24 protein-coding genes and 1 tRNA gene are annotated in these 26,168 nt (G+C 65.0%); 5 read left to right on the top strand and 20 right to left on the bottom strand.

Annotation, left to right across the window (positions count from 1 at the left end; genetic code table 11):
• Position 1: 1 nt before the first annotated feature.
• The 10 genes from yjfF to pcsA form a co-directional block, all read right to left on the bottom strand.
• A complete protein-coding gene (gene yjfF / locus NHF53_RS09360; RefSeq protein ID WP_252833958.1) occupies positions 2 to 964 on the bottom strand; it encodes a galactofuranose ABC transporter, permease protein YjfF in 963 nt (320 codons plus the stop codon).
• A 6-nt stretch (positions 965 to 970) separates the two neighbouring features.
• Positions 971 to 1,978, bottom strand: coding sequence for an ABC transporter permease (locus NHF53_RS09355; protein WP_252833957.1), 1,008 nt, complete (start codon positions 1,976 to 1,978; stop codon positions 971 to 973).
• A complete protein-coding gene (ytfR, locus tag NHF53_RS09350) occupies positions 1,975 to 3,498 on the bottom strand; it encodes a galactofuranose ABC transporter, ATP-binding protein YtfR (protein ID WP_252833956.1) in 1,524 nt (507 codons plus the stop codon). The genes NHF53_RS09355 and ytfR overlap by 4 nt, the downstream gene beginning before the upstream one ends.
• Before the next feature lie 119 nt (positions 3,499 to 3,617).
• Complete coding sequence (gene ytfQ / locus NHF53_RS09345) at positions 3,618 to 4,580, bottom strand: galactofuranose ABC transporter, galactofuranose-binding protein YtfQ (RefSeq protein ID WP_252833955.1); 963 nt, start codon at positions 4,578 to 4,580, stop codon at positions 3,618 to 3,620.
• A 160-nt stretch (positions 4,581 to 4,740) separates the two neighbouring features.
• The gene (locus NHF53_RS09340; RefSeq protein WP_252833954.1) at positions 4,741 to 5,814 is read right to left on the bottom strand and encodes a BMP family ABC transporter substrate-binding protein; all 1,074 of its coding nucleotides are present in this window, start codon (positions 5,812 to 5,814) and stop codon (positions 4,741 to 4,743) included.
• A 49-nt stretch (positions 5,815 to 5,863) separates the two neighbouring features.
• Entirely contained in the window at positions 5,864 to 6,778 is a 915-nt protein-coding gene (locus NHF53_RS09335) for an ABC transporter permease (RefSeq protein WP_252833953.1), read from the bottom strand.
• The gene (locus NHF53_RS09330) at positions 6,778 to 7,875 is read right to left on the bottom strand and encodes an ABC transporter permease (RefSeq protein WP_252833952.1); all 1,098 of its coding nucleotides are present in this window, start codon (positions 7,873 to 7,875) and stop codon (positions 6,778 to 6,780) included. Before NHF53_RS09330 ends, NHF53_RS09335 begins: the two co-directional genes overlap by 1 nt.
• Positions 7,865 to 9,457: an ABC transporter ATP-binding protein gene (locus NHF53_RS09325; protein WP_374591055.1), complete on the bottom strand. Its 1,593-nt coding sequence runs from the start codon at positions 9,455 to 9,457 to the stop codon at positions 7,865 to 7,867. The genes NHF53_RS09330 and NHF53_RS09325 overlap by 11 nt, the downstream gene beginning before the upstream one ends.
• A 28-nt stretch (positions 9,458 to 9,485) precedes the next feature.
• Positions 9,486 to 10,469 (bottom strand): quinone oxidoreductase, encoded by a 984-nt coding sequence (locus tag NHF53_RS09320; RefSeq protein WP_252833950.1) that lies wholly within the window; start codon positions 10,467 to 10,469, stop codon positions 9,486 to 9,488.
• 12 nt (positions 10,470 to 10,481) lie between these two features.
• On the bottom strand, positions 10,482 to 11,207 hold the full coding sequence (gene pcsA, locus NHF53_RS09315) for a phosphatidylcholine synthase (protein WP_252833949.1): 726 nt from the start codon (positions 11,205 to 11,207) through the stop codon (positions 10,482 to 10,484).
• A gap of 284 nt (positions 11,208 to 11,491) precedes the next feature.
• Here pcsA and NHF53_RS09310 point away from each other — a divergent pair, with 284 nt between their 5' ends.
• Entirely contained in the window at positions 11,492 to 12,727 is a 1,236-nt protein-coding gene (locus NHF53_RS09310; protein WP_252833948.1) for a UbiH/UbiF family hydroxylase, read from the top strand.
• Here the strand turns inward: NHF53_RS09310 and NHF53_RS09305 are convergent.
• On the bottom strand, positions 12,690 to 13,652 hold the full coding sequence (locus tag NHF53_RS09305; RefSeq protein ID WP_252833947.1) for an AEC family transporter: 963 nt from the start codon (positions 13,650 to 13,652) through the stop codon (positions 12,690 to 12,692). The genes NHF53_RS09310 and NHF53_RS09305 overlap by 38 nt on opposite strands.
• 53 nt (positions 13,653 to 13,705) lie before the next feature.
• Positions 13,706 to 14,455 carry a cytochrome c biogenesis CcdA family protein gene (locus NHF53_RS09300; RefSeq protein ID WP_252833946.1) on the bottom strand — a complete coding sequence of 250 codons (750 nt, stop codon included), beginning with the start codon at positions 14,453 to 14,455 and terminating at the stop codon, positions 13,706 to 13,708.
• A gap of 188 nt (positions 14,456 to 14,643) precedes the next feature.
• Between NHF53_RS09300 and NHF53_RS09295 the strand changes: the two genes are divergently transcribed.
• Positions 14,644 to 14,719: transfer RNA gene (locus NHF53_RS09295), tRNA-Lys, on the top strand.
• A 73-nt stretch (positions 14,720 to 14,792) separates the two neighbouring features.
• On the opposite strand, the gene NHF53_RS09290 is transcribed toward NHF53_RS09295, so the two are convergent.
• From NHF53_RS09290 to NHF53_RS09260, 7 genes are all read right to left on the bottom strand, one after another.
• Positions 14,793 to 15,551, bottom strand: coding sequence for a copper homeostasis protein CutC (locus tag NHF53_RS09290; RefSeq protein ID WP_252833945.1), 759 nt, complete (start codon positions 15,549 to 15,551; stop codon positions 14,793 to 14,795).
• Positions 15,538 to 16,767, bottom strand: a complete 1,230-nt coding sequence (locus NHF53_RS09285; RefSeq protein ID WP_252833944.1) for an MFS transporter — start codon at positions 16,765 to 16,767, stop codon at positions 15,538 to 15,540. Before NHF53_RS09285 ends, NHF53_RS09290 begins: the two co-directional genes overlap by 14 nt.
• Positions 16,768 to 16,845: 78 nt before the next feature.
• Positions 16,846 to 18,285, bottom strand: coding sequence for a M81 family metallopeptidase (locus NHF53_RS09280; protein WP_252834948.1), 1,440 nt, complete (start codon positions 18,283 to 18,285; stop codon positions 16,846 to 16,848).
• 18 nt (positions 18,286 to 18,303) lie between these two features.
• Complete coding sequence (locus NHF53_RS09275; protein ID WP_252833943.1) at positions 18,304 to 20,226, bottom strand: beta-N-acetylhexosaminidase; 1,923 nt, start codon at positions 20,224 to 20,226, stop codon at positions 18,304 to 18,306.
• Between the two features lie 24 nt (positions 20,227 to 20,250).
• Positions 20,251 to 21,027 carry an SDR family oxidoreductase gene (locus NHF53_RS09270; protein ID WP_252833942.1) on the bottom strand — a complete coding sequence of 259 codons (777 nt, stop codon included), beginning with the start codon at positions 21,025 to 21,027 and terminating at the stop codon, positions 20,251 to 20,253.
• Between the two features lie 43 nt (positions 21,028 to 21,070).
• On the bottom strand, positions 21,071 to 21,934 hold the full coding sequence (locus tag NHF53_RS09265) for a MurR/RpiR family transcriptional regulator (RefSeq protein ID WP_252833941.1): 864 nt from the start codon (positions 21,932 to 21,934) through the stop codon (positions 21,071 to 21,073).
• A 26-nt stretch (positions 21,935 to 21,960) separates the two neighbouring features.
• Positions 21,961 to 22,347 (bottom strand): RidA family protein, encoded by a 387-nt coding sequence (locus NHF53_RS09260; RefSeq protein ID WP_252833940.1) that lies wholly within the window; start codon positions 22,345 to 22,347, stop codon positions 21,961 to 21,963.
• A 100-nt stretch (positions 22,348 to 22,447) separates the two neighbouring features.
• On the opposite strand from NHF53_RS09260, the gene NHF53_RS09255 reads away from it, so the two are divergent.
• From NHF53_RS09255 to NHF53_RS09245, 3 genes are all read left to right on the top strand, one after another.
• On the top strand, positions 22,448 to 22,942 hold the full coding sequence (locus NHF53_RS09255; RefSeq protein ID WP_252833939.1) for a hypothetical protein: 495 nt from the start codon (positions 22,448 to 22,450) through the stop codon (positions 22,940 to 22,942).
• Positions 22,943 to 22,975: 33 nt separating this feature from the next.
• Entirely contained in the window at positions 22,976 to 24,445 is a 1,470-nt protein-coding gene (locus NHF53_RS09250) for a M81 family metallopeptidase (protein WP_252833938.1), read from the top strand.
• A 104-nt stretch (positions 24,446 to 24,549) separates the two neighbouring features.
• Entirely contained in the window at positions 24,550 to 24,984 is a 435-nt protein-coding gene (locus tag NHF53_RS09245; RefSeq protein ID WP_252833937.1) for a GFA family protein, read from the top strand.
• Positions 24,985 to 24,999: 15 nt separating this feature from the next.
• Here the strand turns inward: NHF53_RS09245 and NHF53_RS09240 are convergent, their stop codons facing one another.
• Positions 25,000 to 26,130 carry an ABC transporter ATP-binding protein gene (locus tag NHF53_RS09240; protein ID WP_252833936.1) on the bottom strand — a complete coding sequence of 377 codons (1,131 nt, stop codon included), beginning with the start codon at positions 26,128 to 26,130 and terminating at the stop codon, positions 25,000 to 25,002.
• Between the last annotated feature and the right edge of the window lie 38 nt (positions 26,131 to 26,168).

Below are 26,168 nucleotides of genomic sequence, written 5' to 3'. Positions count from 1 at the left end.
GCTAGCTGCTGTCCTTTCGCGACAGGCCAAGAATTCCCTTTTGCAACAGGATAAACGCAAACAACAGAAAGCCTATTAGGATTTTAGTCCACCAACTTGAGAGTGTACCGTCGAAGGTGATGTAGGTCTGGATCAGTCCCTGGATCAGGATGCCGACGAAGGTCCCGGCGACGAAGCCGGTGCCACCGGTCAGCAGCGTGCCGCCGATGACCACGGCCGCGATCGCGTCGAGCTCCACGCCGACTGCCGAGAGCGGATAGCCGGCCGAGGTATAGAGCGAGAAGACGATCCCCGATGCGCCGGCGAGCAGGCCCGAGAAGGCATAGGTGAGGATCGTGGTGCGCCCGACGGGCACACCCATCAGACGGGCCGTCTGCACACCACCCCCGAGCGCATACACGTTCGCTCCGAACCGCGTGCGGTGGGCGACGAAAATGCCGATCGCGAAGACGAGCAGCATCGCGCCGCCGATCAGTGTCAGGCGTCCGCCGCCCGGCAACTTGTAGAAGCTCTTGCGCACCAGCGCATAGAATTCATGGTCGACCGGCACGCTGTCGATCGAGAGCAGGAAGGCCATGCCGCGGGCGAGAAACATGCCGGCGAGCGTGACGATGAAAGCCGGCATTTCGAGATAGTGGATGACTGCCCCCATCAGCGCGCCGAACAGCGTGGTGATGACGAGCAGCAGGGCGAAGGCGGCCAGCGGATGCACGCCGGTGTCTCTGAGTAGGACAGCCAGGAACACGCCGGCAAAGCCGATTACCGCGCCGACGGAAAGATCTATGCCGCCGGCGAGGATCACGAAGGTCATGCCGACGGCGGCGATGCCGAGAAAGGCGTTGTCGGTGATCAGGTTGCTCACGACGCGCAAGGACAGCATGGCCGGGAACTGCAGGGCGCAGACGGCATAGGCGACGACGAAGATCACGACGGTCGCGAGGACGGGCAGATATCTCGAGTTCATGTCCGACTACTCCCCGGCGCGCGTCGTTCGTCCGAACCAGACGGCGGCGAAGGACTGCACGGCCGGCGACTGCACCACCAGAATGATGACGATGATCGCAGCCTTGATGATGAGGTTGAATTCCGGCGGGAAGCCCGAGAGCAGGATGCCGGTGTTGATCGCCTGGATGATCATCGCCCCGAGGATCGAGCCGGCGATGGAAAAACGCCCGCCGAGCAGCGAGTTGCCGCCGACGACGACCGCCAGAATGGCGTCGAGTTCGAGCCATAGGCCGGCATTGTTCGCATCCGCGCCGCGGATGTCCGCCGCGACGATGATGCCGGCGATCGCGGCCGCAAGGCTGCACAGCATGTAGACCACGACGAGCAGCACGGGTGTACGCACGCCGGCGATCGTGCTGGCACGGCGGTTGATGCCGACCGCCTCGACCAGCATGCCGAGGGCACTCCGCCGCACCAGCGCCGCGATCGCTAGCGCAAAGGCCACCCAGATCACCACCGGAACCGGCACGAGGAAGAGCGCCCCGCTGCCAATGAAGGCGAAGGACTGGTCGGTGAAGGTGAGGATCGTCCCCTCGGTGATGAGCTGCGCGATGCCGCGGCCGGCGACCATCAGCACCAGCGTCGCGATAATCGGCTGTATGTCGAGAACGGCGACGAGCAGACCGTTCCAGACGCCGCAGAGAAGGCCGACGGCGATGGCGAGCGCAAGCGCGACGACGAGCGGTTGTCCGTCGGCGACGGCGGTCGCCGCCACGGCACCGCTGATCGCGATCACCGCGCCCACCGAAAGGTCGATGCCCTTCGTGGCGATCACCAGCGTCATGCCGACGGCGAGCAGCGCGACCGGCGCACCCCGGTTGAGGACGTCGATCAGGCTGCCGTAGAGGCGACCGTTCTGGACACCGATATCGAAGAAGCTCGGAAAGGCGACGAAATTCAGCGCGAGGATCACAAGAAGCGCGATCAGCTGCGGCGCAAGCCTGATTCCGAGCGAGCGGAGTGCCGCATTCATGCTTCCATTCCTTCCGTATGCTGCGCGGCGATGGCATCGACGATCGAGGCCGTCGTCATATCCTCGCCGACGAGTTCAGCCACATGACGGCGGTCGCGCACCACGATGATCCGTGAACTGTAGGCGAGCAGCTCCTCGAGCTCCGAGGAGATCACGAGGAGCGACATCCCCTGGTCGCAGAGTTCCTCGATCAGCCGGATGATCTCGGCATGGGCACCGACATCGATGCCGCGCGTCGGCTCGTCGAGGATGAGGAAGCGCGGATTGGTGGCGAGCCAGCGGGCGAGGATCACCTTCTGCTGGTTGCCGCCCGAGAGCTGGCGGATCGGCTTTTCACGATCGGTGGTGCGCACGTCGAGTGCGGCGATGTAGCGGTCGGCGAGCTCAATCTGTTCGACAAGCGGGATCGGACGCCACCAGCCGCGGCGCGCCTGCAGCGCCAGCGCGATGTTCTCGCGGATGGAGAGATCGCCGATGATGCCGTCGGTCTTGCGGTCTTCCGGGCAGAAGCCGAGACCGTGGGCGACGGCGTCACGCGGGTTGCCGATGCTGGCCGGCCTGCCGTCGATCTCTGCCGACCCACTGTCGGCGGGCGCGATCCCGAAGAGCGTGGTCGCCGTCTCCGTGCGGCCTGAACCCAGGAGCCCGGCCATACCGACCACCTCGCCCTGCCGGAGCGAAAGGTCGAAGGGCTGGATGTGCCCTCGCTTGCCGTAGCCGGAAAACTTAAAACATACGGGGCGGTCTTCGGCCGACTTGCGGTGAGGCGATGCCTCGACGGCCTCCAGATCGCGGTCGAGCATCATCGAAATCAGCGAGTGCCGATCGAGCGTCGCTGTTTCCCGGCTACCGACGAGACAGCCGTTGCGCAGAACGGTCACACGGTCGGCGACCTCGTAGACCTGGCCGAGGAAATGGGTGATGAAGATGATCCCGAGGCCCCGCGCCTTCAGATCCCGCATGATCGAGAAGAGCATCTCGACTTCGCGGGTGTCGAGGCTCGCCGTCGGCTCGTCGAGGATCAGCACCTTGCCGGAGAGGTCGACCGCACGGGCGATCGCCACGACCTGCTGGATCGCCACCGGATAGCGGGAAAGCTCCGCGCGCACGTCGATATCGATGCCGTAGGTGGAAAGGAGGCTTTCCGCAGCCGCATTCATCCGCCTCGGATCGACGATGCCGAAACGGCGCGGCTGGCGGCCGAGAAAGAGGTTTTCGGCCACCGAAAGGTTACCAAGCAGGTTCACTTCCTGGTAGACGGTGCCGATGCCGAGCTTCTGGGCGGCGTGCGTGTCGCGCGGATCGATCTCCGCGCCGTCGAGCACAATGCGGCCGGCATCACGCCGATAGGCGCCGGTCAGGCATTTGACGAGCGTGGACTTTCCCGCGCCGTTCTCGCCGAGGAGCGCGTGGATTTCCCCTCGCCTCAGCCCGAAATCGACGTGATCGAGCGCAGTCGCTCCCGGAAAATACTTGCACAGCCCTGAGGCCGCGAGAATCATGGATTGGTCGTCGGTCATCCCAGCTCCCGTCCAAGGAAAACATCGCCGCTTGCTGCCGCCGGTGTTGCGACAGCAAGCAGGGTTGCAGGTGCCCGGACCGGCAAGGGAGACCGGACCGAGGCACCCGGACGGGCAGATCAGTAACCGAGGCCCTTCTTCTCCTCGTAGACCTTCTGCGGATCGTCGGCCTGGGTGTAGAGCTTCGATTCCGTCTGGATCCACTTCGGCGGCATGGTGCCGTCCTTCTTGAAGGCTTCCAGCGCATCGAAGGCCGGGCCCGCCATGTTCGGCGTCAGCTCGACGGTGGCGTTGGCTTCACCGGCAGCCATGGCGAGGAAGATGTCCGGCACGGCGTCGATCGAGACGACGAGGATGTCGGTTCCGGGTTTCAGGCCGGCTTCCTTGATCGCCTGGATGGCGCCGACCGCCATGTCGTCGTTATGGGCATAGAGGGCGCAGATGTTCTTGCCGCCGTCTTCCGCCTTGAGGAAGCTTTCCATGACTTCCTTGCCCTTGGTGCGGGTGAAGTCGCCGGTCTGGCTGCGGACGATCTTGAGATTGTCGTGGCCGGCGATTGCTTCCTCGAAGCCCTTCTTGCGGTCGATTGCCGGCGAGGAACCGGTGGTGCCCTGAAGCTCGACGATGTTGCAGGGCTTGTCACCTGCGGTCTTGACCAGCCATTCACCTGCAACCTTGCCCTCGTGCACGAGGTCCGAGGTAACAGCCGTCATGTAGAGATCCTTGCTCGCATCGACCGTGCGGTCGAGGAGGATGACCGGGATCTCGGCGTCCTTGGCTTCTTCCAGAACTTCGTCCCAGCCGGTCGCGACGACCGGGGCGACGAGGATCGCATCCACGCCCTGCGCGATAAACGAGCGCAGCGCCTTGATCTGGTTTTCCTGCTTCTGCTGTGCATCGGCGAACTTCAGGTCGACGCCGCGCTTCTCAGCCTGCTGCTTGGTCAGGGTGGTTTCGGCCGCGCGCCAGCCCGATTCCGAGCCGATCTGCGAAAACCCGACGACCATGCCGTCCGCCATTGCGGAACCGAACATGCAGCCAGCAAGAACCGTCGCGCTCGCAAGCGCCTTCAACAACTTCATGATTTCCTCCCGTTTGAGTCTTCTCCCAAGACGAGTGTTTATAAATCATATAGTATGACTTTTGTAAACGGGCTTGTGTGGCCATGGCCTGACAATTGGCCAAAAAAGAGAGGGCGCCATCCGGCGCCCTCCACAGAACAGTCGAAGCTGGAGCAGACGCTTATTGCGGCAGCTTGTCGTCCACACCCTGGATGTAGAAGTTCATCCCGAGCAGCGTGCCGTCGTCGGCCTTTTCGCCTTCCTTCAGCCAGGCCGATCCGTCCTGCTTGTTTATCGGACCGGTGAACGGATGCAGCTCGCCCGACTTGATCTTGGCTTCGGTCTCCTCGGCCATCTTCTTCACGTCGTCGGGCATATTGGTGTACGGCGCCATGGTCAGGATGCCGTCCTTCAGACCGTCCCAGATCTGCTCGGACTTCCAGCTTCCGTCGAGCAGCACCTTGGTGCGCTTGATGTAGTAGGCGCCCCAGGTGTCGGTAATGGCCGTCAGCTGCGTGTTCGGACCGGCGGCGATCATGTCGGAGGCCTGACCGAAGGCCTTGATGCCGCGCTCGGCGGCGACCTGCATCGGAGCGGTCGTGTCGGTGTGCTGGGTGAGGATGTCGACGCCCTGGTCGATGAGCGCCTTGGCGGCGTCGGCTTCCTTGCCGGGGTCGAACCAGGTGTTCGCCCAGATGACCTTCACCTTGAAGTCCGGATTGACCGACTGTGCGCCGTGGACGAAGGAGTTGATCCCCATGACCACTTCCGGGATCGGGAAGGAGGCGATGTAGCCGGCGACGCCCTTCTCGGACATCTTGGCGGCGATCTGCCCCTGGATGTAGCGACCTTCATAGAAGCGCGAGTTGTAGGTCGCGACGTTCGGGGCCGTCTTGTAGCCGGTGGCGTGTTCGAACTTCACGTCCGGGAACTTTTCCGCGACCTTGAGCGTGGCGTCCATGAAGCCGAAGGACGTCGTGAAGATCATTGCGCAGCCGGAGCGGGCCATGCGCTCGATCGCGCGCTCGGCGTCCGGGCCTTCCGGGACGTTTTCGAGGAAGGCAGTCTCGATCTTGTCGCCGAGCTCCTTTTCGAGCTGCTGGCGGCCGCGGTCATGGGCCTGGGTCCAGCCGCCGTCGGTCTTCGAACCGACATAGACGAAGCAGATCTTCTTCTTGTCCTCGGCCTGGGCGCCGCTGGCAATCGAGAAAACCATCGCCGCGGTCGCGGCGAGTGCGAATGCTAGTTTCTTCATGGTGACCCCTTTTGTGTTGGAAGGTTTTTCGGAACGCTGCCTGCTGCCGTCACCTGTCCGGCACGAAGGCCTTGCCGAGGCAGGCCGGCGTGTTGATCAGTGTCGTGCGGCGATTATGGGAAATGATGACGAGGACGACAATAGTCGCGGCATATGGCAAAGCCGAGAGGAACTGGGACGGAATGCCGACCCCCATCGCCTGTGCGTGCAGCTGCCCGATGGAGACGGCACCGAAGAGATAGCCGCCGGCCAGCACGCGCCAGGGCCTCCAGGATGCGAAGACGACGAGCGCGAGCGCGATCCAGCCGCGTCCGGCCGTCATGTTCTCTACCCATTGCGGCGTGTAGATGAGCGAGAGCTGGGCGCCGGCAAGTCCCGCACAGGCGCCGCCGAAGAGCACGGCAAGATAGCGCGTGCGGATAACGTGGATGCCGAGCGCGTGCGCCGAAGCGTGGTTGTCGCCGATTGCCCTGAGCTTCAGCCCCGTGCGGCTCCTGAACAGGAACCAGTTGACCCCGATCACCAGCGCGACCGACAGGTAGAAGATGATGTCCTGCCGGAAGAGCACCGGCCCGATGAAGGGAATGTCGGAGAGCAACGGAATGGCGATCGGCTGAAGCTTGACGCCGGGTGCGCCGACATAACTCTCTCCGAGCATGCCGGAGGCGCCGAGCCCGAGCAGCGTCAGCGCGAGGCCGGTCGCGACCTGGTTGGCGACGAGCGTCAGCGTGAGGAAGCCGAAGAGCAGCGAGAACAGCGCCCCGCAGACAATTCCGGCGACGAGACCGATATACGGCGAGCCGGTGATCTGGGTGACGGCAAAGGCGCCGACCGCGCCCATGACCATCATGCCTTCGACGCCGAGGTTCAGCACGCCGGCGCGTTCGGTCACGAGTTCGCCGAGTGCCGCGACGACGAGCGGGGTGGCCGCGGTGATGACGGTGAGAAGGATCGCCTCGAACATCAGTTGCGTCCTCCCTCGATCGCGGTCCTGACCCGGTCGACGACGATGCGGATCCGGTAGTGGATCAGCGTGTCACAGGAGAGGACGAAGAAGAGGAGGAGCCCCTGGAACACGCGGGTGACCTTGTCCGAGACGCCGATCGAAAGCTGCGCGGCTTCGCCGCCGAGATAGGTGAGCGCGAGCACCAGCCCGGACGCAACGATGCCGAGCGGATTGAGGCGGCCGAGGAAGGCGACGATGATCGCCGTGAAGCCGTAGCCGGGCGAAATGATCGGCTGAAGGTGGCCGATCGAGCCCGAAACCTCGGTGATGCCGGCAAAGCCTGCGAAGGCGCCCGAAAGCAGCATCGAGAACCAGATCATCTTGCGGGAGGAAAAGCCTGCGAAGCGCCCTGCCCTTGCCGACTCTCCGAGCACCGTGATCTCGAAGCCCTTGAGCGTGAAGCGCATCATGAACCAGACGAGCACCGCCGCAATGAGCGCGAAGACGATCGACCAGTGCGCGCGTCCGGACGACTCGACGACGGCCGGCAGGACTGCCTCGGTCGCGAAAGTCCGCGTTTCGGGAAAGTTCATGCCTTCCGGATTGCGCCAGGGGCCGCGCACCAGCCAGTCGAGGAAGAGCTGGGCGATGTAGACGAGCATCAGGCTCGTCAGGATCTCGTTGGTATTGAAATGGGCCTTCAAGAGCGCCGGGATGCCGGCATAGAGCGCGCCGCCGATTGCGCCCATGACCAGCATCAGCGGCAAGACCAGCGGCGAATGCCACTCGAAGAAGACCACGGGCAGGATCGACCCGGCGATCGCGCCCATGATGAACTGGCCTTCCGCGCCGATGTTCCAGTTGTTCGATCGGTAGCAGACCGAAAGCCCGACGCCGATCAGGATCAGCGGGCCGGCCTTGATCGCCAGTTCGTGCAGCGACCAGACCTCGAGCAGAGGCTCGATGAAGAAGGAGTAGATCGCATCGACCGGGTCCTTGCCGAGCAGCCAGAACATGATGCCGCCGAAGACGACGGTCAGGATCATAGCGAGAAGCGGCGACAGGACGGAGAAGAGCGGCGAGCCGCCGGGGCGTTTTTCGAGTTCAATGCGCATGGGCGGGCTCTGGCTCGGCTTTGCTTTCGTGCAATCCGCCCATGAGAAGGCCGATCTTCTCGCGGGTCATGACGGCGGCGGGCTCTGCCGGGGACAGGCGCCCTTCCGAGATCACCGCGATGTCTGTCGCGATCTCGAAGATCTCGTCGAGGTCCTGGCTGACGACGACCACCGCCGAACCGTTGCGGGCGAGATCGATCAGCGACTGGCGGATGCGGCTCGCGGCACCGGCATCGACGCCCCAGGTGGGCTGGTTCACGACCAGGACCGCCGGCTGGCGGTCGAGTTCGCGCCCGACGATGAATTTTTGCAGATTACCGCCCGAAAGCGAGCCGGCGAGCGGATCGTCGCCGCTCTTGCGCACATCCATGGCCTCGGCGATCCGTTTGGCCGCCGCCCGGACGACCGAGTGCCGGACGAGGCCGAAGATGCCGCCGGCCAGGAATGCCTTGCGGTCCGAGCGATGGCGGGCAAGCACCAGATTGTCGGAAAGCGGCAGCGCACCGATCGCGGCGTGGCCCTGCCGCTCTTCCGGAACGAAACCGGCGCCGAGAAGCCGCCGCTCGTTGATGCCGAGGCGGCCGACCGCCTGGCCGCGGATTCGGATCGCGTCGCGATCGGCGACCGGATACTCACCGGACAGGGCGTCGAAGAGCTCGCTCTGGCCGTTGCCGGCGACGCCGGCGACAGCCAGCACCTGCCCTGCCCTCACCGTCAACGCAATGTCCTTCAGCGCGACGGCGAAGGGCGTTCGGGCCGGCGCGGAAAGCGCACGCACCTCGAGCTGTACCGCGCCTGCGTCAGCCGTGCCCGCATTGTGCACGACGGCGATGTCGCTGCCTACCATCATGCGGGCGAGCGAGGCCGGCGTCTCCTTGCGGGGGTCGCATTCACCGGTGACCCGGCCGTGGCGCAGCACCGTCGCGCGATCGCAGATGCGCTGCACTTCCTCGAGCCGGTGGCTGATGTAAAGAACCGAACGGCCCTCGGCCCTCAGCTTATCGAGCGTCTCGAAGAGCCGATCCGCTTCCTGCGGGGTCAGCACCGACGTCGGCTCGTCGAGGATGATGAGTTTCGGGTTCTGCAACAGCGCACGGACGATCTCGATGCGCTGGCGTTCACCGACGGAAAGATCGGCGACATGGGCGCCGGGATCGAGCGGCAGGCCGTAGAGACGGGAAAGCTCCTCAGCTTTCTTTGCGATAGCCGCAAGCGGGATTCCGTCATCGAGCGAAAGCGCGATGTTTTCGGCGACGGTCAGCGCCTCGAAGAGCGAAAAGTGCTGGAACACCATTCCGATGCCGAGCTTGCGCGCGGCCGCGGGCGAAGCAATCGAAACGACGCTTCCCTGCCAAGCGATCTCGCCGGCGCTCGGAGCGAGCACGCCGAACAGCATCTTGACCAGCGTCGACTTGCCGGCGCCGTTTTCTCCGAGGAGGGCGTGGATCTCTCCCGGCCTGATGTCGAAATCAATACCCTGGCAGGCCGCAAAGCTGCCGAACAGCTTCGTCAAGCCGCGGACCGCCAGAAGGCTGCCGGTTCGCGATGCCTCGATGTCCGTCACGCGATCCCCTCTTTTCATCCTTGCGGCCCCTTGTCCGCGTGCGCATTCAGGGGATCAGCAAGGTCGTTCCGCTTGTTTTTCTTGATTCCAGGTCCTCATGAGCGCGACGGGCGTCGGCCAGAGGATAGGTCTGATTGATATTGATACGCACTTTGTTGCTCCGCACAACATCAAACAGCGACTTTGCACAATCGGCAAGTTCGGCAGGCGTGGCGATGTAAGCGAAGAGCGACGGGCGTGTCGCATAGAGCGAGCCCTTCTGTGCCAGAAGGCTCATGTCGAACGCCTCCACCGGCCCGGACGACTGGCCGAACAGCACCCACATGCCGCGCGGCTTGAGACAATCGAGCGAGCGCGGGAAGACGTCGCGGCCGACGGAATCGTAGACGACGTCGACGCCCTCGCCGCCGGTCAGGTCCTTGACCCGGGCGACGAAATCGTCATTGCGGTAATCGATGACGTGGTCGTAGCCGTGGCGGAGCGCGAGTTCGATCTTTTCCGGCGAGCCTGCAGTGCCGATGACGGTCGCGCCGAGCGCCTTGGCCCATTGGCCGGCGATCAGGCCGACGCCGCCGGCCGCCGCGTGGAAGAGAAGCACCGTGCCAGGGCCGACCTTGTAAGTGCGGTTGAGCAGGTATTCCGCCGTCATGCCCTTCAGCATCATCGCGGCCGCCGTTTCCAGCGGGATCTCGTCGGGGACCTTGACGAGATGGCGGGTGGCGACGTTGCGCTCTACTGAATAGGCGCCATCGGCACCGGCATAGGCCACCCTGTCGCCGACGCGGAAGTCGGTCACGCCCGGACCGACGGCCGTCACCGTTCCCGCTGCCTCCTTGCCCGGCACGAAGGGCAACCCGTTCGGCGCCTTGTAGAGCCCGGTGCGGAAGTAGACGTCGATGAAATTGAGACCGACGGCAGCGTGGCGGATCTGCACCTCGCCGGCGGCAGGCGCAGCAAGCTCGATCTCTTCGAGACGAAGGACGTCCGGACCGCCGAGCTCACGGATCAGGATTGCCTGCGTCTTTGCCACGATTGAAGCCTCCTATTTGCGTCCCAGCGAGGGGAAAAATTGCAGCACGGCGCCGACCCCGTAGAGATAGATGCCGGTCGCGACGAAACAGGCGACCACCCATTGCGGGGCCGCAAAATGCAGAAGCAATGCGTAGCCGCCGAGGGCGCACCAGGCGAGAAAGATCGCGATGTTGACCGGCCGCAACCGTTCCACCCTGACCGGATGCAGGAAATGGATCGGCAGGAAAGTCAGCACCACCGACACCACCACGACGGTCATCGCCGTCGTCGCCGAAGCGTCGATGACGAACAGCGAGAAGACGATCATGTTCCATACGACGGGGAATCCGGAGAAGAAATACTCGTCCGTCTTCATGCCCATGTCGGCGTAGTAGATCGCGCTCGACACCACGATCATGCCGGCGGCGGCGAACGACCACGGCTCGCCGATCATGCCGCTCTGGTAAAGCGCGAAGGCCGGCAGAAGCACGTAGGTTACATAGTCGATGATGTTGTCCAGCGTGTCGCCGGACCAGTTGGGCAGCACGTCCTTGACCCGCACCTTGCGGGCGATCGGCCCGTCGATGCCGTCGACGAGCAATGCCAGCCCCAACCACCAGAACATGTCGACGAAACGGCGCTCGGCGGCCGCCACCACACCGAGAAAGGCGAGGAAGGATCCGGAGGCCGTCAGGACATGAACGGAAAAGGCGCGGATTTCGGCATAGGGCACACGGCGGTAGTTGAATATTTTCATGCTCTCTGTGGGTCCCCTCTTCGCCTCGCCTACGGGTATCCGACGAATCGGCACGTTTTGCAACGGCGCGCGCTCGGCGTTCCCCGGTTTCGCGCGCCTGCCGAACCGACCCCGTCTGGCCTGTTCGCGTCAGGCCACCGGTCGCATTTGTCCCATGGATTCGGACAGGCGAAACGCCTATATCGAACGACGAAGACCGGAGTGACCGCGGATATGCGGCAAGATTCGTATCGATGAATTGCGATACCCGCATCCGGGACAAACGGTTGAGACGGATGGAAGCGATGAAGCATTTCGAAGTTGCGATTGTCGGTGCGGGACTGGCCGGCTCCATTGCCGCATTGGCGCTTGCGCGCGGCGGTCGCTCGGTGGCGCTCGTCGCGCCGGAGCGCGAGATCGTCGACCAGCGCACCACGGCGCTGATGGAGCAATCGATCCGCTTCATGGAACGGCTCGGGCTATGGGACGAAATCCGGCCGTCGGCGGAAGCGCTCTCGACCATGCAGATCATCGACGGCACCAACCGGCTTTTACGGGCGCCGGTCGTCGCCTTTCGCAGCGCCGAGATCGGCCTCGACGCCTTCGGCTACAACATCCCGAACGGAGCGCTGATCGCCGTCTTGAAGAAGGCGGTCGCCGCCGAGAACAACATCACCAGCATCGCCGGTGCGGCCACGCGCATCGAGATCGGTGCCGATCTCGTCACGATCACGCTCGAAGACGGCGAAGAGGTGACTGCCGACTTCGTCGTCGGCGCCGACGGCCGAGGCTCGAAGACGCGCGAAAGTGCCGGTGTTGCCGTGCGGAGCTGGTCCTATCCGCAGACGGCGGTCGTGCTGAACTTTGCGCACACGCTGCCGCACCGCAACGTTTCCACCGAATTCCACGGTGAATCGGGGCCGTTCACCCAGGTTCCCCTGCCCGGCCTGCGTTCGAGCCTCGTCTGGGTCGTCGAGCCTTCCGAAGCGACGCGCCTCACCTCTCTCTCACTGGAAGCACTGAGCGGCGAGGTCGAAAAGAGAATGCAGTCGATGCTCGGGAAAGTGACGGTGGAGGCCGGCGTTCAGGCCTGGCCGCTCTCCGGCATGACGGCGGCACGCTTCGGCAAGGGCCGGACCGCCTTCATCGGCGAGGCGGCGCACGCCTTCCCGCCGATCGGCGCCCAGGGGCTCAACCTCAGCCTGCGCGACGTGATGGCGCTCGTCGAGATCCTCTGCTCCCATGCAGACCGGCCGATCGACGCCCGTGCGGGCGACAGCTTCGACCGCCGCCGCCGCATCGACGTCGTCAGCCGCACGGCAAGCGTCGACCTCCTCAACCGCTCGCTGCTGTCCGGTTTCCTGCCGGTGCAGGTTCTGAGAACCGCGGGTCTCCACCTGCTGTCCGGCTTCGGACCACTGCGCCAGCTGGTGATGCGCGAGGGTGTAGAACCCGGACGCGGTTTCTCCGCGCTGCCGCTCTTCCTCAAGGAACGGCTGAGCGTCAGGGGAAGAGGTCGGGCGGCAGAAGACCGGTCGTGATCGCGTAGAGCAGGCCCGAGACCGTCAGCACCGAAAGCACCGTGGTGATCAGGATCGTCGCCGACGCACGTTCCTGCCAGACGCCGTATTGCTGGCCGATGACGAAGACGTTGGTCGCCGTCGGCAGCGAGGCGAGCAGGACGGCGGTGTAGATCCACAGCGGATCGAAATTGCCGGCAAGACCGAGCACGATCCAGGCGAGCAGCGGATGCAGGAGCAGCTTGATCGGGACAATGTAGCCGATCTCGACGGGAATGCGTTTCAGCGGGCGGAGTGCCAGCGTGACCCCCATGGCGAAGAGCGCGCAAGGGGCGGCGGCCTGGGCGAGATAGTCGATGAGGCGCTGCAGCGCCAGCGGCGGCTCGAAGGAGAAGGCGGCCGCCAGGAAGCCGATGGCGGTCGCGATGATGAACGGGTGAGTGACGATCCTCTTCACGACGTCGGCGGCCACCGCCGCGCGCGGCCGGGCATCGCCACCAGCAAAGGCCATCAGCGCCGGGGCGGCGATGAAATGGGCGGCATTCTCGAAGCAGAAGACCAGCGCGACCGGCACCGCTGCCGCCTCGCCGAAGGCGAGAAGCGCGAGCCCCGGCCCCATGTAGCCGATATTGCCGTAGGCGCCGGCGAGCGCCTGGATCGTGCAGTCGGCGATCGAATTTCCGCGCACGAAGCGTCCGATCAGGAAGACGAGCAGGAAGATCGTGTAGGTTGCCGCCAGCGAGGCGGCGATGAAATCGATGCGCGTCAGCTCCGAAAGCGGCGTGCGCGACACGAGTTTGAAGAACAGCGACGGCAGCGACACGTAGATGACGAAGAAATTCAGCCAGCCGAGGGCGGTGGCCGGCTGCCGGCCCAGTTTGCCTGATATGTAGCCGATCAGGATCAGCCCGAAGAACGGGAGGACCAGTGCGATGATGTCAGCCATGGGCGCGTCCCGTATCCTCTTCCGCGTCCGGGCGCTCAGCCCGCTCCCCGGACTTAGCCGATTTGCGAGAGGATTGGAAAGGTCTGCTGGAACCAGATCGCGAGGTTCGAGACGAAACCGAACATGAAGGCGAGCCCGGTCAGCACCAAAAGCGCACCGATCAGCTTTTCGACGAGGCCGAGATGACGGCGGAAGCGCACGAGGAAGCGCATGAAGGCGCCGGAGAAGGCGGCTGCGATCCAGAAGGGCACCGCAAGACCGAGCGAATAGACCGCAAGCAGCATCGCGCCGTCGCCGACGGTCTCGCGGGAGGCGGCCACGCCGAGGATGGCGCCGAGAACCGGTCCGATGCAGGGCGTCCAGCCGAAGGCGAAGGCGAGCCCCATCACATAGGCGCCGCCGAGGGTGGCGGGCTTGCCCTGCCCCTGGAAGCGCATTTCGCTCGCGAGAAAGCCGATCCGGAAGACACCGAGGAAATTGAGCCCCATGACGATGATGATGAGGCCGCCGATCTTGGCGAGCAGGTCGAGATGCTGCCGAAGCAGCGTGCCGATCGTCGAGGCGCCGGCGCCGAGCGCCACGAAGACGGTTGCGAATCCGAGCGTGAAGGCGAGTGCCGCCAGCATGACGGCGCGCCTCGCCGCCGGATCGGCCTCCGCCCGCCCCTCACCGCGAAACTGTTCCACCGAGATGCCGGCCATGTAGCAGAGATAGGGCGGAACGAGCGGCAGCACGCACGGAGACAGGAACGACAGCGCACCGGCCAGAAGCGCACTCAACAGGGAAATATCGGCAATCGACACGTCGGGTCTCCGCTATCCTTCGATGCGGCCTTCCTACCTTCCGATGGGCTTGCTTGCCAATCACCTTTCCGCGCGTGCGGCAATTGGACGGTTTTTCCCCGTTTTCGGCGTGATTTTTGGGTTGACCGCACGGGGTCGCCTGCATATGTTCCGCGCACTTCCAGAGGAGCCGATTTGCCCCTCGACGGGAGCGCGTAGCTCAGCCGGTAGAGCAACTGACTTTTAATCAGTAGGTCCAGGGTTCGAATCCCTGCGCGCTCACCATTCTCCCCTTTGTTCGACCCGGATACATAGGTAACAGTTTGTCCCTGAGACATGGGGGACAATGTCGTGCTCCCTACGTCCGCACCGCCGCCATCCTCGCCTTCATGGCCCGAACAGCCTTGACCGTCGTGCGTCTTTCACCCGGTTGCGAGAAGCCGAAGGCCGGGAGCCGTGGATCGGCGGGGGTGCTCCGCTCGCTGCACGAGGCGTGAAGCTCGAAGACGCCGGGCAGTGCGAGCAGAGCTCCTACGGTTTCCGGCCGCACGCCAGATCCCGGCATGATCGAGATACGGCCGGAGGCTTGCTTGGCGAGCCGTTCGAGGCGCGGCAGTCCTTCGAACGCCGTCTTCGCACCGCCGGAGGTGAGAATGCGTGAAAAACCGAGACGGAGCGCCGTCTCCAGCGTCTCCTCCTGATCGGCCGCAAGGTCGAAAGCGCGGTCGAGCGTCAGGTCCATGCCTTCCGCCGCGGCGATCAGGGTCTCCAGCGCCGCGACGTCGAGCTGACCGTCCGGTCGCAAACCACCGATCACCACGCCCGCAAGCCCCGCCGAGCGTGCCGCGCGGACATCATCGACCATGACGCGGACATCGTCCGTCGTGAACACGAAATCGCCGGTTCTCGGCCGGATCAGCGCGTGGACGGGGATCGGTGAACGGGCGGCATGGGCGATGAAGCCGTGCGACGGGGTGAGACCCCCGACGGTGAGCGCCGAGCACAGCTCGATCCGGTCCGCGCCGCCCTCGATCGCCGCGGCGAGGCCGGCGGGATCATCGACGCAGACTTCCAGAACAGGCTTTCTGCAATCGCCTCCGCCGTCACGTTCCTTCATCGTCTGCCTCCCGCAACGCCGCAGTGCCGGAGCGATCGAGGAGACGCAGCAGCACGATGCCGCACAACCCGACGAAGGCTCCCAGAATCGCCGTGCCGGCATAGTCGCTGATCGCGGTGCCGAGGGCAAACGCCAGCGAACTCACGCCGCCGCTCAGGAAGACGTTGACGGCGATCAGTGAACTGCCGAGCCCGGCCCGCTCGGCGATGAGATCCTGGAGATAGGTGATCGGAACGGAGATGATGCCGGCGGCGCCGAGCCCGGCGACCAGCGTCAGCACGTAAACGTCACGCGGGGCATCGGCGAGCCCGAGGAAGACGAGGTAGACGGCGTAGACGCATGCGCTCGCCGTGATCGCGAAACGCGCAGAGGTCCGTCGTTCGACCCAGCCCCAGAAGAGGATGAAGACGATCTCCAGGAAGGCGACGATGCCGACGATCGCGCCGACGTCCACCGTGGTGCCCCGTGCCTTGCCGGTGACGACGAGCGGCAGAACCACGCCGTTGACGTGCAGCATCGAGGATATCAGCGCGATGGCAAGGACGCGCGGAAGCACTTTTCCGGATGCGATCTCGCCGAGCGAAGCGAGGAAGGCGTGCCGCGGCGGCGCCCTCTCTTCTCCTTTGGCGGCGCGTGGCAGCATGAAGGAGAAGATGAGGAAACAGCCGCCACAGGCCAGGCTCGCGAAGAGGAAAGACGGCAGCATGGACGGCGCGCCGGCGAGAAGCGCGCCGACGAGGCCCGGCACCAGGACCCAGGAGAACGAAAGCACGGCCCGGACGGCCGAGTTGACGGCGATCAGGTCGCGCGCCGCCATGCCGGCCGACACGGCCCGGATGTTGGCGAAGATCAGCGAATTGACCGAGCCGAAGACCGGGATGAAGACGAGCATCGCAAGCACGAAGACGGGTACTGCGGGGAAGGCGTAGACCATGGCGAAGCCGGCCACGCCGAAGAGCGAGGTGGTCATCATCGGACGGCGGTAGTGCCCAAGCCTGTCGACGAGAATGCCGGCGGTGATGCTGGCGCTCACATTGACCAAGGCGGCAGCGAAGATCAGCACGGAATAGGCGTGATCCGACAATCCGAGTTCGCGGATGCCGATCAGCGACATGTACGGCGATGTCGCCGCGCCTGAAAAGCCGAAGAGGAAGATCGCAAGCGCGCTGGCGCGGACCGGCGGATGGCGGAAGAGAATCGACAGGGTCGACAGCATGGCGGCACGCTTGCAAGTATTGCACGGATACGGTCGCGGGACGCATCGTCGTCCGGGCCGCGTGGTGTGTCGGCGACGTCAATCACGCCAGCGGGCGGAGAAGCGGACCTCCGGCCGATAGGCGAAATTCTTGTCGAAGGGATAGGTCGGCCGGCCGCGGCGGCGGTTCGGCAATGCCTCGATATCCTGGTTGATGACGCCGTCGGTCAGCGCCATCAGGTTCGGATTGGCGATCGGGGCGAGCTCGGGCGAGAGATAGCCGGATTTCACTACCAGCAGCCGCACGCCCGCAGGATCGAGCCCCAGTCGCGCGAAGTCCGCGATGTTGTGATACGGCCGGCGCTTCGCCGCGAGCACCAGCGTGATGCCGCCGATCACCACCACCGCCTGCCGGTCCGCGGCGGACGAACCCGGATCGTCGAGGCGCTCCACCGTCACCTCAGATTCGACCGAAGGGCTCGCCGGGTCGAGCGATCCGCCGATCCTGAGCCGGAGGCGGGCGCCCTCGCCTGCCGCGAAACAGGCGTCGACGGCGGGGCGGTCGGTGATGCCGGCGATGACGGCGCCGTCGAAATTCCGTGCGATCAGCGCCTTCAGAACATCGGCACGGTCGCCGACCCCTCCGCCGGTCGGATTGTCGCCCGAGTCGGCGAGGATGACCGGACGTGTGTCCGCCCTCTCGGCAATCGCCAGCATCTCCTCAAGCGGGCCGGTCACCGGACCGAAGCGGAAATCCTCGCGTGCGTCCCAGTAGGACTGTGCGATTTCGCTTGCCGTCCGCTCGGCGGCAGCCCGGTCGGTCGCCGTCACCACCGAACAGGCGGTGGCGCGCGGTTCGTCGGCCCAGACATAGCCGACCATCAGGTTGGCGTCCCAGATGCCGGGGCGTGCGTCGTGCTCCGGCAGCTTGCGATAGAGGCCGCTCGCCGGCTCGTCCTCGGTCGAGGTGCGCTCGCCCGGCAGAAGCACCGGAACCGGCGCCCAGGCGACGCCCGGCCGCTCGCCGGTCACGAGCGCCCGCAGCAGCATCGACCAGGCGCGCACCATCGTCTCACGCACGTCGATATGCGGCGCAGTCCGGTAGCCGGCGAAGATGTCGAGCTGGTCGACGATCTTCTGAGTGACGTTGCCGTGGAGATCGTAGCTCGCGGCGACTAGAACGTCCGGACCGACCACGGCACGCGCCGCGGCGATCCAGTCGCCTTCGGCATCGTCCATGCCCTCGACGTTCATCGCGCCGTGCATGGCGAGATAAAGCCCGTCCACGGGCAGCGCCGACTTCAACCGCTCCAGGAACTCGGCTTTGAAAGCCTCGTAGGTCCCTCGCGCCACGGGACCGCCGGGGACGGCACGGGCATGCAGCAGCGGCAGCGGCTCGATCCCGTCACCGCCGAGAAAACTGAAATAGTCGGCTGCGAGCAGGTCATCCCCCCGCAACACGCGAAAATCCTCCGGCTGCATGAGCACCGGCGAGGAAGTGCTGCACTCGGTGTGGATGCCGCCGACGGCAATGCGCAAGGTCATCGCTGGTTCTCCTCAGTAGCGCGGGCTCAGGCGGACGATCGCCGCAAAGCGCTGCCAGTCCTTGCCTTCGGTCGGGGTCCATGCCGCCTCCGCGACTGCCGGCAGACGCGGGAAGACGAGATGGTTGAAATAGTCGCGATTGAGGAAATGCTCCGACCATATGCAGGCCTGAACACCGCGCATGCGCGGTTTCAGCGCCTCGGGGAATTCACCGACGGCCTCGTAGGTATAAGTGTGGTGCGGCGGCACGGTTCCCGCCCAGCTCGCGCCCGGTTCCTGCCACTCGCTCGCCTGCACCATGTCGAGATAATAGGCCTGGCCCGGCGTCATCACCACGTCATAGCCCTGTCTTGCGAGTTCGAGGCCGACCTCCGGCTTCTGCCAGGCCATCAGGAGCGTCCCCGCCGGATCGACGCCGCCGCCGTGGGAAACTTCGTCCCAGCCGGCCAGCCTCCGGTCGCGTTCGGTAAGCATCGCCTGGATACGCTTCATGAAATAGGATTGCAGCCCGAACGTGCCTTCGATCCCTTCCCGTTCCATGAGGTCGCGGGCAAGCGGTGAGGCCATCCAGGTGTTCGCGGCCACCTCGTCGCCGCCGATATGGATGAGCTTCGACGGGAAGATGTCGACCATCTCGTCGAAGACCTTGCCGAGGAACTCGTAGGTCCGCTCGATCGCCGGGTTGAGGGCATTGTTGGGATAGCCCTGGACGGATCGATAGCTGTCCGGCGCCTCCTGCCCGTCGACGAGATCGGGAAGCGCGGCGAGCGCGGCCGTGCTGTGGCCGGGAATGTCGATTTCCGGAACGACCTCGATCGCAAGCGCGGCGGCGTGAGCGACGACCTCCCTCGCCTCCTCCTGCGTATAGAAGCCGCCGACCGGTTCGGCGCCGTTTCCGAGCTGCGGCAGCAGCGGCTCGTCCGGCCCGCGCAGCACGCCGACGGTCGTGAGTTCGGGGAAGGCCTTGATTTCGAGCCGCCAGGCCTCGTCGTCCGTCAGGTGCCAGTGGAAGATGTTCATCCGGAACCAGGCGAGGATGTCGATAAGCCGCTTCACATCGGCGACGGGATAGAACTGTCGCGACACGTCGAGATGGCAGCCGCGCCAGCCATAGCGCGGGGCGTCCGAGATCGTTCCCGACGCCGGGAAACGGAACGTATCGGGCTTCGTCCGCGCGCCGTGGAGAAGCTGGGCGAGCACTGTCAGACCGTATTGCAGGCCCGTCGCATCACCGTAGCGCAAGGTGACGGCGTCGGCGTCGAAGGAAAGCTCGTAGCTGGACGGTGCAATGCCGTCCTGTCTTGAGAGGCGCAATAGGCGGCCCTCATGGACCGGCGCCAGCGCAAAGGGCACATGGGCGACCGAATAGAGCCGGCGAAAGAGGGCAAGAACGGTCTCCACCGCCCGCAATTCGTCGAGCGTGGCACCCGCTGCGAGATGGAGCGCGACGGGGACGGTTTCGCCGGCGGTCAGCGACGCCTTTGCCGACCAGGGCAGGATCGAAAAGGGTTCCCGCGCTTCACCCTTGGGCAGCAGTTGCGGCGCGAGCTCGCTGTGGCGCCCCTCCAGCATCAGGTCGCCGACCTCGACCGCGCGATGGCTGCCGTCGGCGAGCGTCAGGTAGGCCGACTTTGCCCCGTCGGTCCTGTGGCGCGCCGGGCGCAGCAGGCCGTCGACGGTGAAACGCCAGGATGCGCCCGGTGCCAGCGCGAAGCCTGCCGGCGGCGCATATTGGTGGAAGTTGGCGTTGCGCTTCAGGAAGGTGGCATTGCCGCAGGCCGGAGCGTCGTTGACGCGGGTGAGCGAGGTATAGGCGAGCTTGAAATCCGTGATCGTTTCCCCGGAGAGATTGACGAGCGTGAAGACGAAGCCGCCGCCTGCACTTCCCGCCGTCGGATACCAAGCGTTTTCGAGACGGAATTGGGCCTTGGCCATGATGCGTTCCCCTGCGGTCTTTGCTCAGTAGTGCGGCGATTGCGAGAAGGTGCCGGCGAGTTCGGCCTGGCCGGCCGTCAGGCCGCAGTCGACGGCGAGACAGACGCCGGTGATTGCCGCCGCCTGCTCGCTCGCAAGAAAGAAAACGGCGTTCGCGACATCGTCAGGGTCGACGATGCGGCGCAGCGGATACCAGCGCTCCGCCTCCTCGAAGACCTGAGGATTGGCGGCGGCGCGCGCCTCCCAGGCGCGGGTGCGCACCGTGCCGGGGGCGACCGCGTTCGCGCGGATGCCGAACTTTCCGTACTCGACGGCGATCAGCTTCGTCAGATGAATGAGACCTGCCTTGGCTGCGCTGTAGGCGGGATGGCCGTAAACTGAGAGACCGTTTACCGAGGCGATGTTGACCACCGATCCGCGGCTTTCCTTCAAGGCATCCTCGAAGGCGCGAAAGCAGAGAAACGGCGCTTCGAGATTGAGCGCGCTGTCCTTCCGCCATATCTCGCCGTCGGTGTCGTGCAGGCTGACGGCGCGTGCCGCGCCGGCATTGTTGACGAGCGTCTTCACCCGCCCCAGTCGTGCTGCCCGGCTGGCGGCATCGGCGAGGCTCTCCTCGCTCGTAACGTCGCAGACGGCGGGAACCATGCGGTCCGGCGCTTCCGAGCTCTCGGCGGCAGTGCGCAAGGCCTCGGCGTCGATATCGAGAAGCACGACGGTGTCGTGGCTTTCGGCGAGCCGCGCGGCAATCGCCCGCCCGATGTCGCCGGCCGCGCCCGTCACGACGGCAACGGAGCGATTCACGGCGAAGCCTCCCGGAAAGCGGAGTGACGGGCAGCGAACAAGGCTAATCTCCCAGAAGTTGCCGGTCGTCGCCGTCGCGATGCTCGACCAGCTGTTGTTTGATGTGGCGCAGGGTGATCTGTGAGGTATTGCGATTGCGGTAGGCGACGAGACTCGCCAGCACATCGACCACCGCGAGATAGGCGAAGCGGGTCGAGGTCGGGCGGAAGATGTTCTCGCCCTCCGGCAGGTCAATGCCGATCACGATCTCGGCGGCGCGCGCGACGGGGCTGTCGCTCTGGGTCAGCGCAATGGTGGCGATGCCGTTCTCACGGGCGAGATTGAAGCAGCGCACGAGTTCGCTGTTGCGGCCGGAGAGCGACGAGCCGATGATGACGTCGTTCGAGCGTGCCGCCGCCGTCATCATCAATTGCATGCTGTGGTCGTTGCTGACCGTCACCCGCACGCCCAGCCGGAACAGCCGGTTCTGGATCTCGCCCGCGATCATCGAGGAATTGCCACCGGAGCCGAAGGCGTAGAGCATCTCGGCCCGCGACAGGCGATCCGCGGCCTTTTCCAGCATGTCCGGATCGAGCGCGCGGTGAACGAGGTAGAGCGCGTTCTGCGCCTTGGTGATCACGTCCGCCGCGACATCCGCTGGCTTCGTGCTCTCGGCCTCCGGATTGAGGTAGCGCACGCCGACATAGGCGGTGCGGGCGAGATTCACCTTGAAATCGGCAAAGCTCTGGCAACCGAGCCGCCGGCAGAAGCGCGTGACGGTCGGCGGCGAGACCTGAGCGCGCTCGGCAAGCTCGATGATCGAGGCATTGACGGCGAAATCGAACTGGTCGAGCAGGATATCCGCGATGCGTTGCTCGGAGGGCGAAAACTGCCCCGCTTCTTCCTGTAATGTCGCGAAAATATCCACTGCAGCCCCTTCCCCGCTTCCGAACGCTATTTCGAAGGCTTGTAGGCTATGCAGTCGATCTCGACCTTGCAATCGACCATCATCGACGACTGCACGCAGGCGCGGGCCGGCGGATGGTCACAGAAATACTGCTGGTAGACCTTGTTGAAGCTCCAGAAATCGCGGGGATCGTCGAGCCACACGCCGCAGCGCACGACGTGCTCGACGCCGTAACCGGCCTCATGCAGGATGGCGATCAGGTTGGCGATCGCCTTGTGGGTCTGCTCGACGATGCCACCCTGGACGATTTCGCCGTTCTCCATCGCGACCTGGCCGGAAACGTGCAGCCAGCCATCGGCCTCAACGGCGCGCGCAAAAGGCAGGCGCTGCCCGCCCGCACCGGATTGCTCACTGCCGTAACGCCTGATCGCCATGTCTCGCTCTATGCAAATTGTTTTCACCGTTGATTGACAAATCATCATGGAAAACCGATTTTGGCCAGAGGAAATTGGTATTTGTGAAAAGAATTTAGGAATGACACTCCACCGGGACTCCTGCAAGAATCCGTTCGCCGCGTCCGACGTGGCTCGCCATGCGATCTGGGAAATGCTGGTCCCGCGGGACATCGACGCGTTCCTTTCCGCTGATTGGTCGATGGTCGCCGGCGACTTCATCGAGGAAGGCTTTCTCGGCGTCAGCGGCAATCGTGAGCCGAACCCGGACCGCTGGACGCTCGCCTTTCCGACGCTCGCCGCCTATCGCGACGAGTGGCTGCGGCAAGCGCGCGATTTCGCCGGCAAGACCTATGGCGAGGACCCGCGCACGGCGATCTTCCGCACGACCCGGCTCGAGGAGATCGAGATCGCCGGAGAGGCCGCGCTGGTGCGCAAGAAATTCGACGGTGGCATACGAACGACCGACGGCGGTCTCGACGTCATGAAATGGCAGACGCTCTATTACTGCCGTCTGCACGAGGGCCGCTGGAAGATCAGCGGCTTTACGGGTTACCTGCCCTATCCGATGGGGTGAGGCTCTTCTCTCACGACACCAAAGGCCATCGTCTTGCGCATCTTCACCGCCGCCCTCGCAACGGAAACCAACACCTTCTCGCCGATCTGCATTGATCGGCGCGCCTTCGAGGATTCCCTCTACGCCCCTCCGGGCACGCATCCGCAGACGCCGACCCTCTGCACTGCGCCGATCACCGTCGGCCGCAGGGTTGCTGCGGAGAAGGGCTGGACGCTGATTGAAGGGACGGCGGCCTGGGCCGATCCCGCCGGCCTCGTCAACCGCGAGACCTACGAGGGCCTGCGCGACGAGATCCTCGACCAGTTGCGAGCGGCGATGCCGGTCGACGCCGTCGTGCTCGGCCTGCACGGCGCCATGGTGGCAGCCGGCTACATCGATCCGGAGGGAGATCTTCTCACGCGCATCCGCGAGATCATCGGGCCGGACGTGCTGCTCTGCGCCGAGCTCGACCCCCACAGCCACCTGACGGCCAAGCGCGTGGCGGCGGCCGACTTCTTCGTCGTGTTCAAGGAATTCCCGCACACGGATTTCGTCGCCCGCGCCGAAGACCTCTGGCGGATCGCCGTCGACACGCTGGAGGGCCGGGTGAAGCCGGTCATGTCGGTCTTCGACTGCCGGATGATCGACGTCTTCCCGACCTCGCGCGAGCCGATGCGCTCCTTCGTCGACAGGCTGACGGCGATCGAAGCCGAAGACGAGGACGTGCTGTCGCTTTCCGTCATCCACGGTTTCATGGCCGGCGACGTGCCGGAACTCGGCACCAAGATGATTGCCGTCACCAATGCGAAGCCAGAGAAGGGTGAGCGCCTCGCCCGCATACTCGGGCTCGAACTCTTTTCGATGCGCGGTACGTTCATGATGCCGCAGATCAACGAGAAGGAGGCCGTGAGCCGCGCACTGGCGGCCACGCGCGGGCCGGTCGTCATCGCCGACATGTGGGACAATCCCGGCGGCGGCACGGCGGGTGACGCAACGGTCGTACTGGAGGAACTCCTCCTGCGGGGCGCGAGCGACGTGGCGGTCGGCATGATCTGGGACCCGATCGCCGTCCAGCTCTGCATGGCGGCCGGCGAAGGGGCGGAAATCCCCTTGCGTTTCGGGGCGAAGTCTGCACCGGGCACCGGCAATCCGGTCGACGGGCTTGTCGAAGTCGTGCGCGTCGTGCCGAATGCCGAAATGCGCTTCGGCGAGAGCGTGGCCCCCTTCGGAGACGCCGCACAAATCCGCCTCGGAGGGATCGACATCGTGCTGAGCAGCGTGCGTGTGCAGAGTTACGATCCGTCGCTTTTCACGGCCCTCGGGATCGATCCGCAGAGCAAGCGCATCCTGGTAATAAAGTCGACGAACCACTTCTACGCCGCCTTTTCGAAGATCGCGTCGGAAATCCTCTACTGCTCCGCCGGCTCCCCCTACCCGAACGATCCGGCGACCAATCCCTACCGGCGTGCAAGGCGCGACATATGGCCGATGACGGCCGATCCGCACTGCGTCGAGGTGGCGTGACACGCGCACTGCAGTTGAAACCGGCAGTCGCCGGTCGCTGCGAGGTATGGTAGCGTCTCGTGCGTGCAGGATCACGAGTGCCTCGCATCGGGAGGAGAAAAGGCATGTCATCCAATGATGAACTGCCCAAGGAGCGACGCCTGCGCGGCGGTTGCATGTGCTGTGCAGTGACCTACGAGGTCGCGGACAATTTCCTCTACGCGATCAACTGCCACTGTTCGAAGTGCCGGCGGACCACCGGTTCGGCCTTCAAGCCGATCGCCGGCGTCGCCGTCGAGGACTTCGAGGTTACGGCCGGTACGGACAACCTCTTCCGGCACGGTGATCCGGACGGCATCCACGACATGCATTGCGGCACTTGCGGTTCGCTCGTCTATTCGTGGATCGCCGAGCGCGGCACCGTGAAGGTGCACGTGCCGATGGGCACGCTGATCGACGCGCCGTCGATCCGGCCGGCGATGCACATCTTCGTCGGCTCGAAGGCCCCATGGTACGAGATCACCGACGACCTTCCCCAGTATGAGGGTTTTCCGCCCTGAGCGGATCGGTGCGCCTCACTCCGCAGCGGTGACGGCAGCCGGCAGTTCCAGCCTGCGCCAGTCGATGCGCCGCTCGAGCGCCCTGCCCGACGGATCGAAGAGGTGGCAGTCTGCCGCCATGATGCCGGTCAGGATCGGCTCTTCGGCACGGATCGGGGCCGAGCCCGGCAGGAGCGCGCAATAGGGCTCGCCGGACGGCAGGCTCGCATAGGCGATCGTGTTGATGCCGAGCCGCTCGATCACCGAAGGCACGACGCGGATGGCGAGATCGCCGGCGGCGAGCGTCGTGTGTTCCGGGCGGATGCCGAGCGTCAGCGTCTCGCCGACGAGACCGGCCGAGGCCTCGACGGCGATCGTCGCCGTCTGCCCTTCACAGGATATCGTGACCCCGTCCTCGCCGACCGCGGTGCAGGTCACGGGAACGAAGTTCATCTTGGGATTGCCGATGAAGCCGGCGACGAAGAGGTTCTGCGGCTTGTGATAGAGTTCGAGCGGAGCGCCGACCTGGGCCACGTCGCCAGCGTTCAGCACGACGATGCGATCAGCCATGGTCATCGCCTCGACCTGGTCGTGGGTGACGTAGATCATCGTCGCCTTCAGGTCGCGATGGAGCTTGGTGAGTTCGATGCGCATATCCGAGCGAAGGGCTGCGTCGAGGTTCGAAAGCGGCTCGTCGAACAGGAATATCTTCGGTTCCCGGACGATCGCCCGACCGATCGCCACGCGCTGGCGCTGGCCGCCCGAGAGCATGCCCGGCCGCTGCTCCAGCCGCTGTTCGAGCTTCAGGATCGTCGCGACCGCCTCGACCTTCTCGCGGATCATCGCCTCCGGCATCTTTTCGACCCGCAGCGGAAAGGCGATGTTCTCGAAGACCGACATGTGCGGATAGAGCGCATAGGACTGGAAGACCATGGCGATGCCGCGCTCGACCGGCGGCCGGTCGTTGACGCGCTCCCCGTCGATGACGATGTCGCCGCCGCTCGTATCGTCGAGCCCAGCGATCATGCGCAGAAGCGTCGACTTCCCGCAGCCGGAGGGACCGACGAAGACGACGAATTCGCCGTTGCCGATCTCCAGCGACACGCCCTTGATGACTTCGAAATGGCCGTAGGACTTGACGACCCGGTTGAGATTAAGCTGACCCACGTCCCTGTTTCTCCACGCTGCCGGCGTCCTTCGTGCGG

The organism is Ciceribacter sp. RN22 (genome assembly GCF_024054295.1).
Taxonomy (GTDB): domain Bacteria; phylum Pseudomonadota; class Alphaproteobacteria; order Rhizobiales; family Rhizobiaceae; genus Allorhizobium; species Allorhizobium lividum.
This window is presented reverse-complemented; position numbering and strand designations above follow the sequence as displayed.

Bases quoted from the DNA above. Each gene is read 5' to 3' on its own strand.
- NHF53_RS09285 (WP_252833944.1), bottom strand. From the start codon at position 16,767: ATGCTGTCGACCCTGTCGATTCTCTTCCGCCATCCGCCGGTCCGCGCC.
- NHF53_RS09245 (WP_252833937.1), top strand. From the start codon at position 24,550: ATGTCATCCAATGATGAACTGCCCAAGGAGCGACGCCTGCGCGGCGGT.
- pcsA (WP_252833949.1), bottom strand. From the start codon at position 11,207: ATGAAAATATTCAACTACCGCCGTGTGCCCTATGCCGAAATCCGCGCC.
- NHF53_RS09255 (WP_252833939.1), top strand. From the start codon at position 22,448: ATGACACTCCACCGGGACTCCTGCAAGAATCCGTTCGCCGCGTCCGAC.
- NHF53_RS09330 (WP_252833952.1), bottom strand. From the start codon at position 7,875: ATGCGCATTGAACTCGAAAAACGCCCCGGCGGCTCGCCGCTCTTCTCC.
- NHF53_RS09275 (WP_252833943.1), bottom strand. From the start codon at position 20,226: ATGGCCAAGGCCCAATTCCGTCTCGAAAACGCTTGGTATCCGACGGCG.
- ytfR (WP_252833956.1), bottom strand. From the start codon at position 3,498: ATGACCGACGACCAATCCATGATTCTCGCGGCCTCAGGGCTGTGCAAG.
- NHF53_RS09310 (WP_252833948.1), top strand. From the start codon at position 11,492: ATGAAGCATTTCGAAGTTGCGATTGTCGGTGCGGGACTGGCCGGCTCC.
- NHF53_RS09305 (WP_252833947.1), bottom strand. From the start codon at position 13,652: ATGGCTGACATCATCGCACTGGTCCTCCCGTTCTTCGGGCTGATCCTG.
- yjfF (WP_252833958.1), bottom strand. From the start codon at position 964: ATGAACTCGAGATATCTGCCCGTCCTCGCGACCGTCGTGATCTTCGTC.
- NHF53_RS09355 (WP_252833957.1), bottom strand. From the start codon at position 1,978: ATGAATGCGGCACTCCGCTCGCTCGGAATCAGGCTTGCGCCGCAGCTG.
- NHF53_RS09340 (WP_252833954.1), bottom strand. From the start codon at position 5,814: ATGAAGAAACTAGCATTCGCACTCGCCGCGACCGCGGCGATGGTTTTC.
- ytfQ (WP_252833955.1), bottom strand. From the start codon at position 4,580: ATGAAGTTGTTGAAGGCGCTTGCGAGCGCGACGGTTCTTGCTGGCTGC.
- NHF53_RS09325 (WP_374591055.1), bottom strand. From the start codon at position 9,457: ATGAAAAGAGGGGATCGCGTGACGGACATCGAGGCATCGCGAACCGGC.
- NHF53_RS09290 (WP_252833945.1), bottom strand. From the start codon at position 15,551: ATGAAGGAACGTGACGGCGGAGGCGATTGCAGAAAGCCTGTTCTGGAA.
- NHF53_RS09335 (WP_252833953.1), bottom strand. From the start codon at position 6,778: ATGTTCGAGGCGATCCTTCTCACCGTCATCACCGCGGCCACCCCGCTC.
- NHF53_RS09260 (WP_252833940.1), bottom strand. From the start codon at position 22,347: ATGGCGATCAGGCGTTACGGCAGTGAGCAATCCGGTGCGGGCGGGCAG.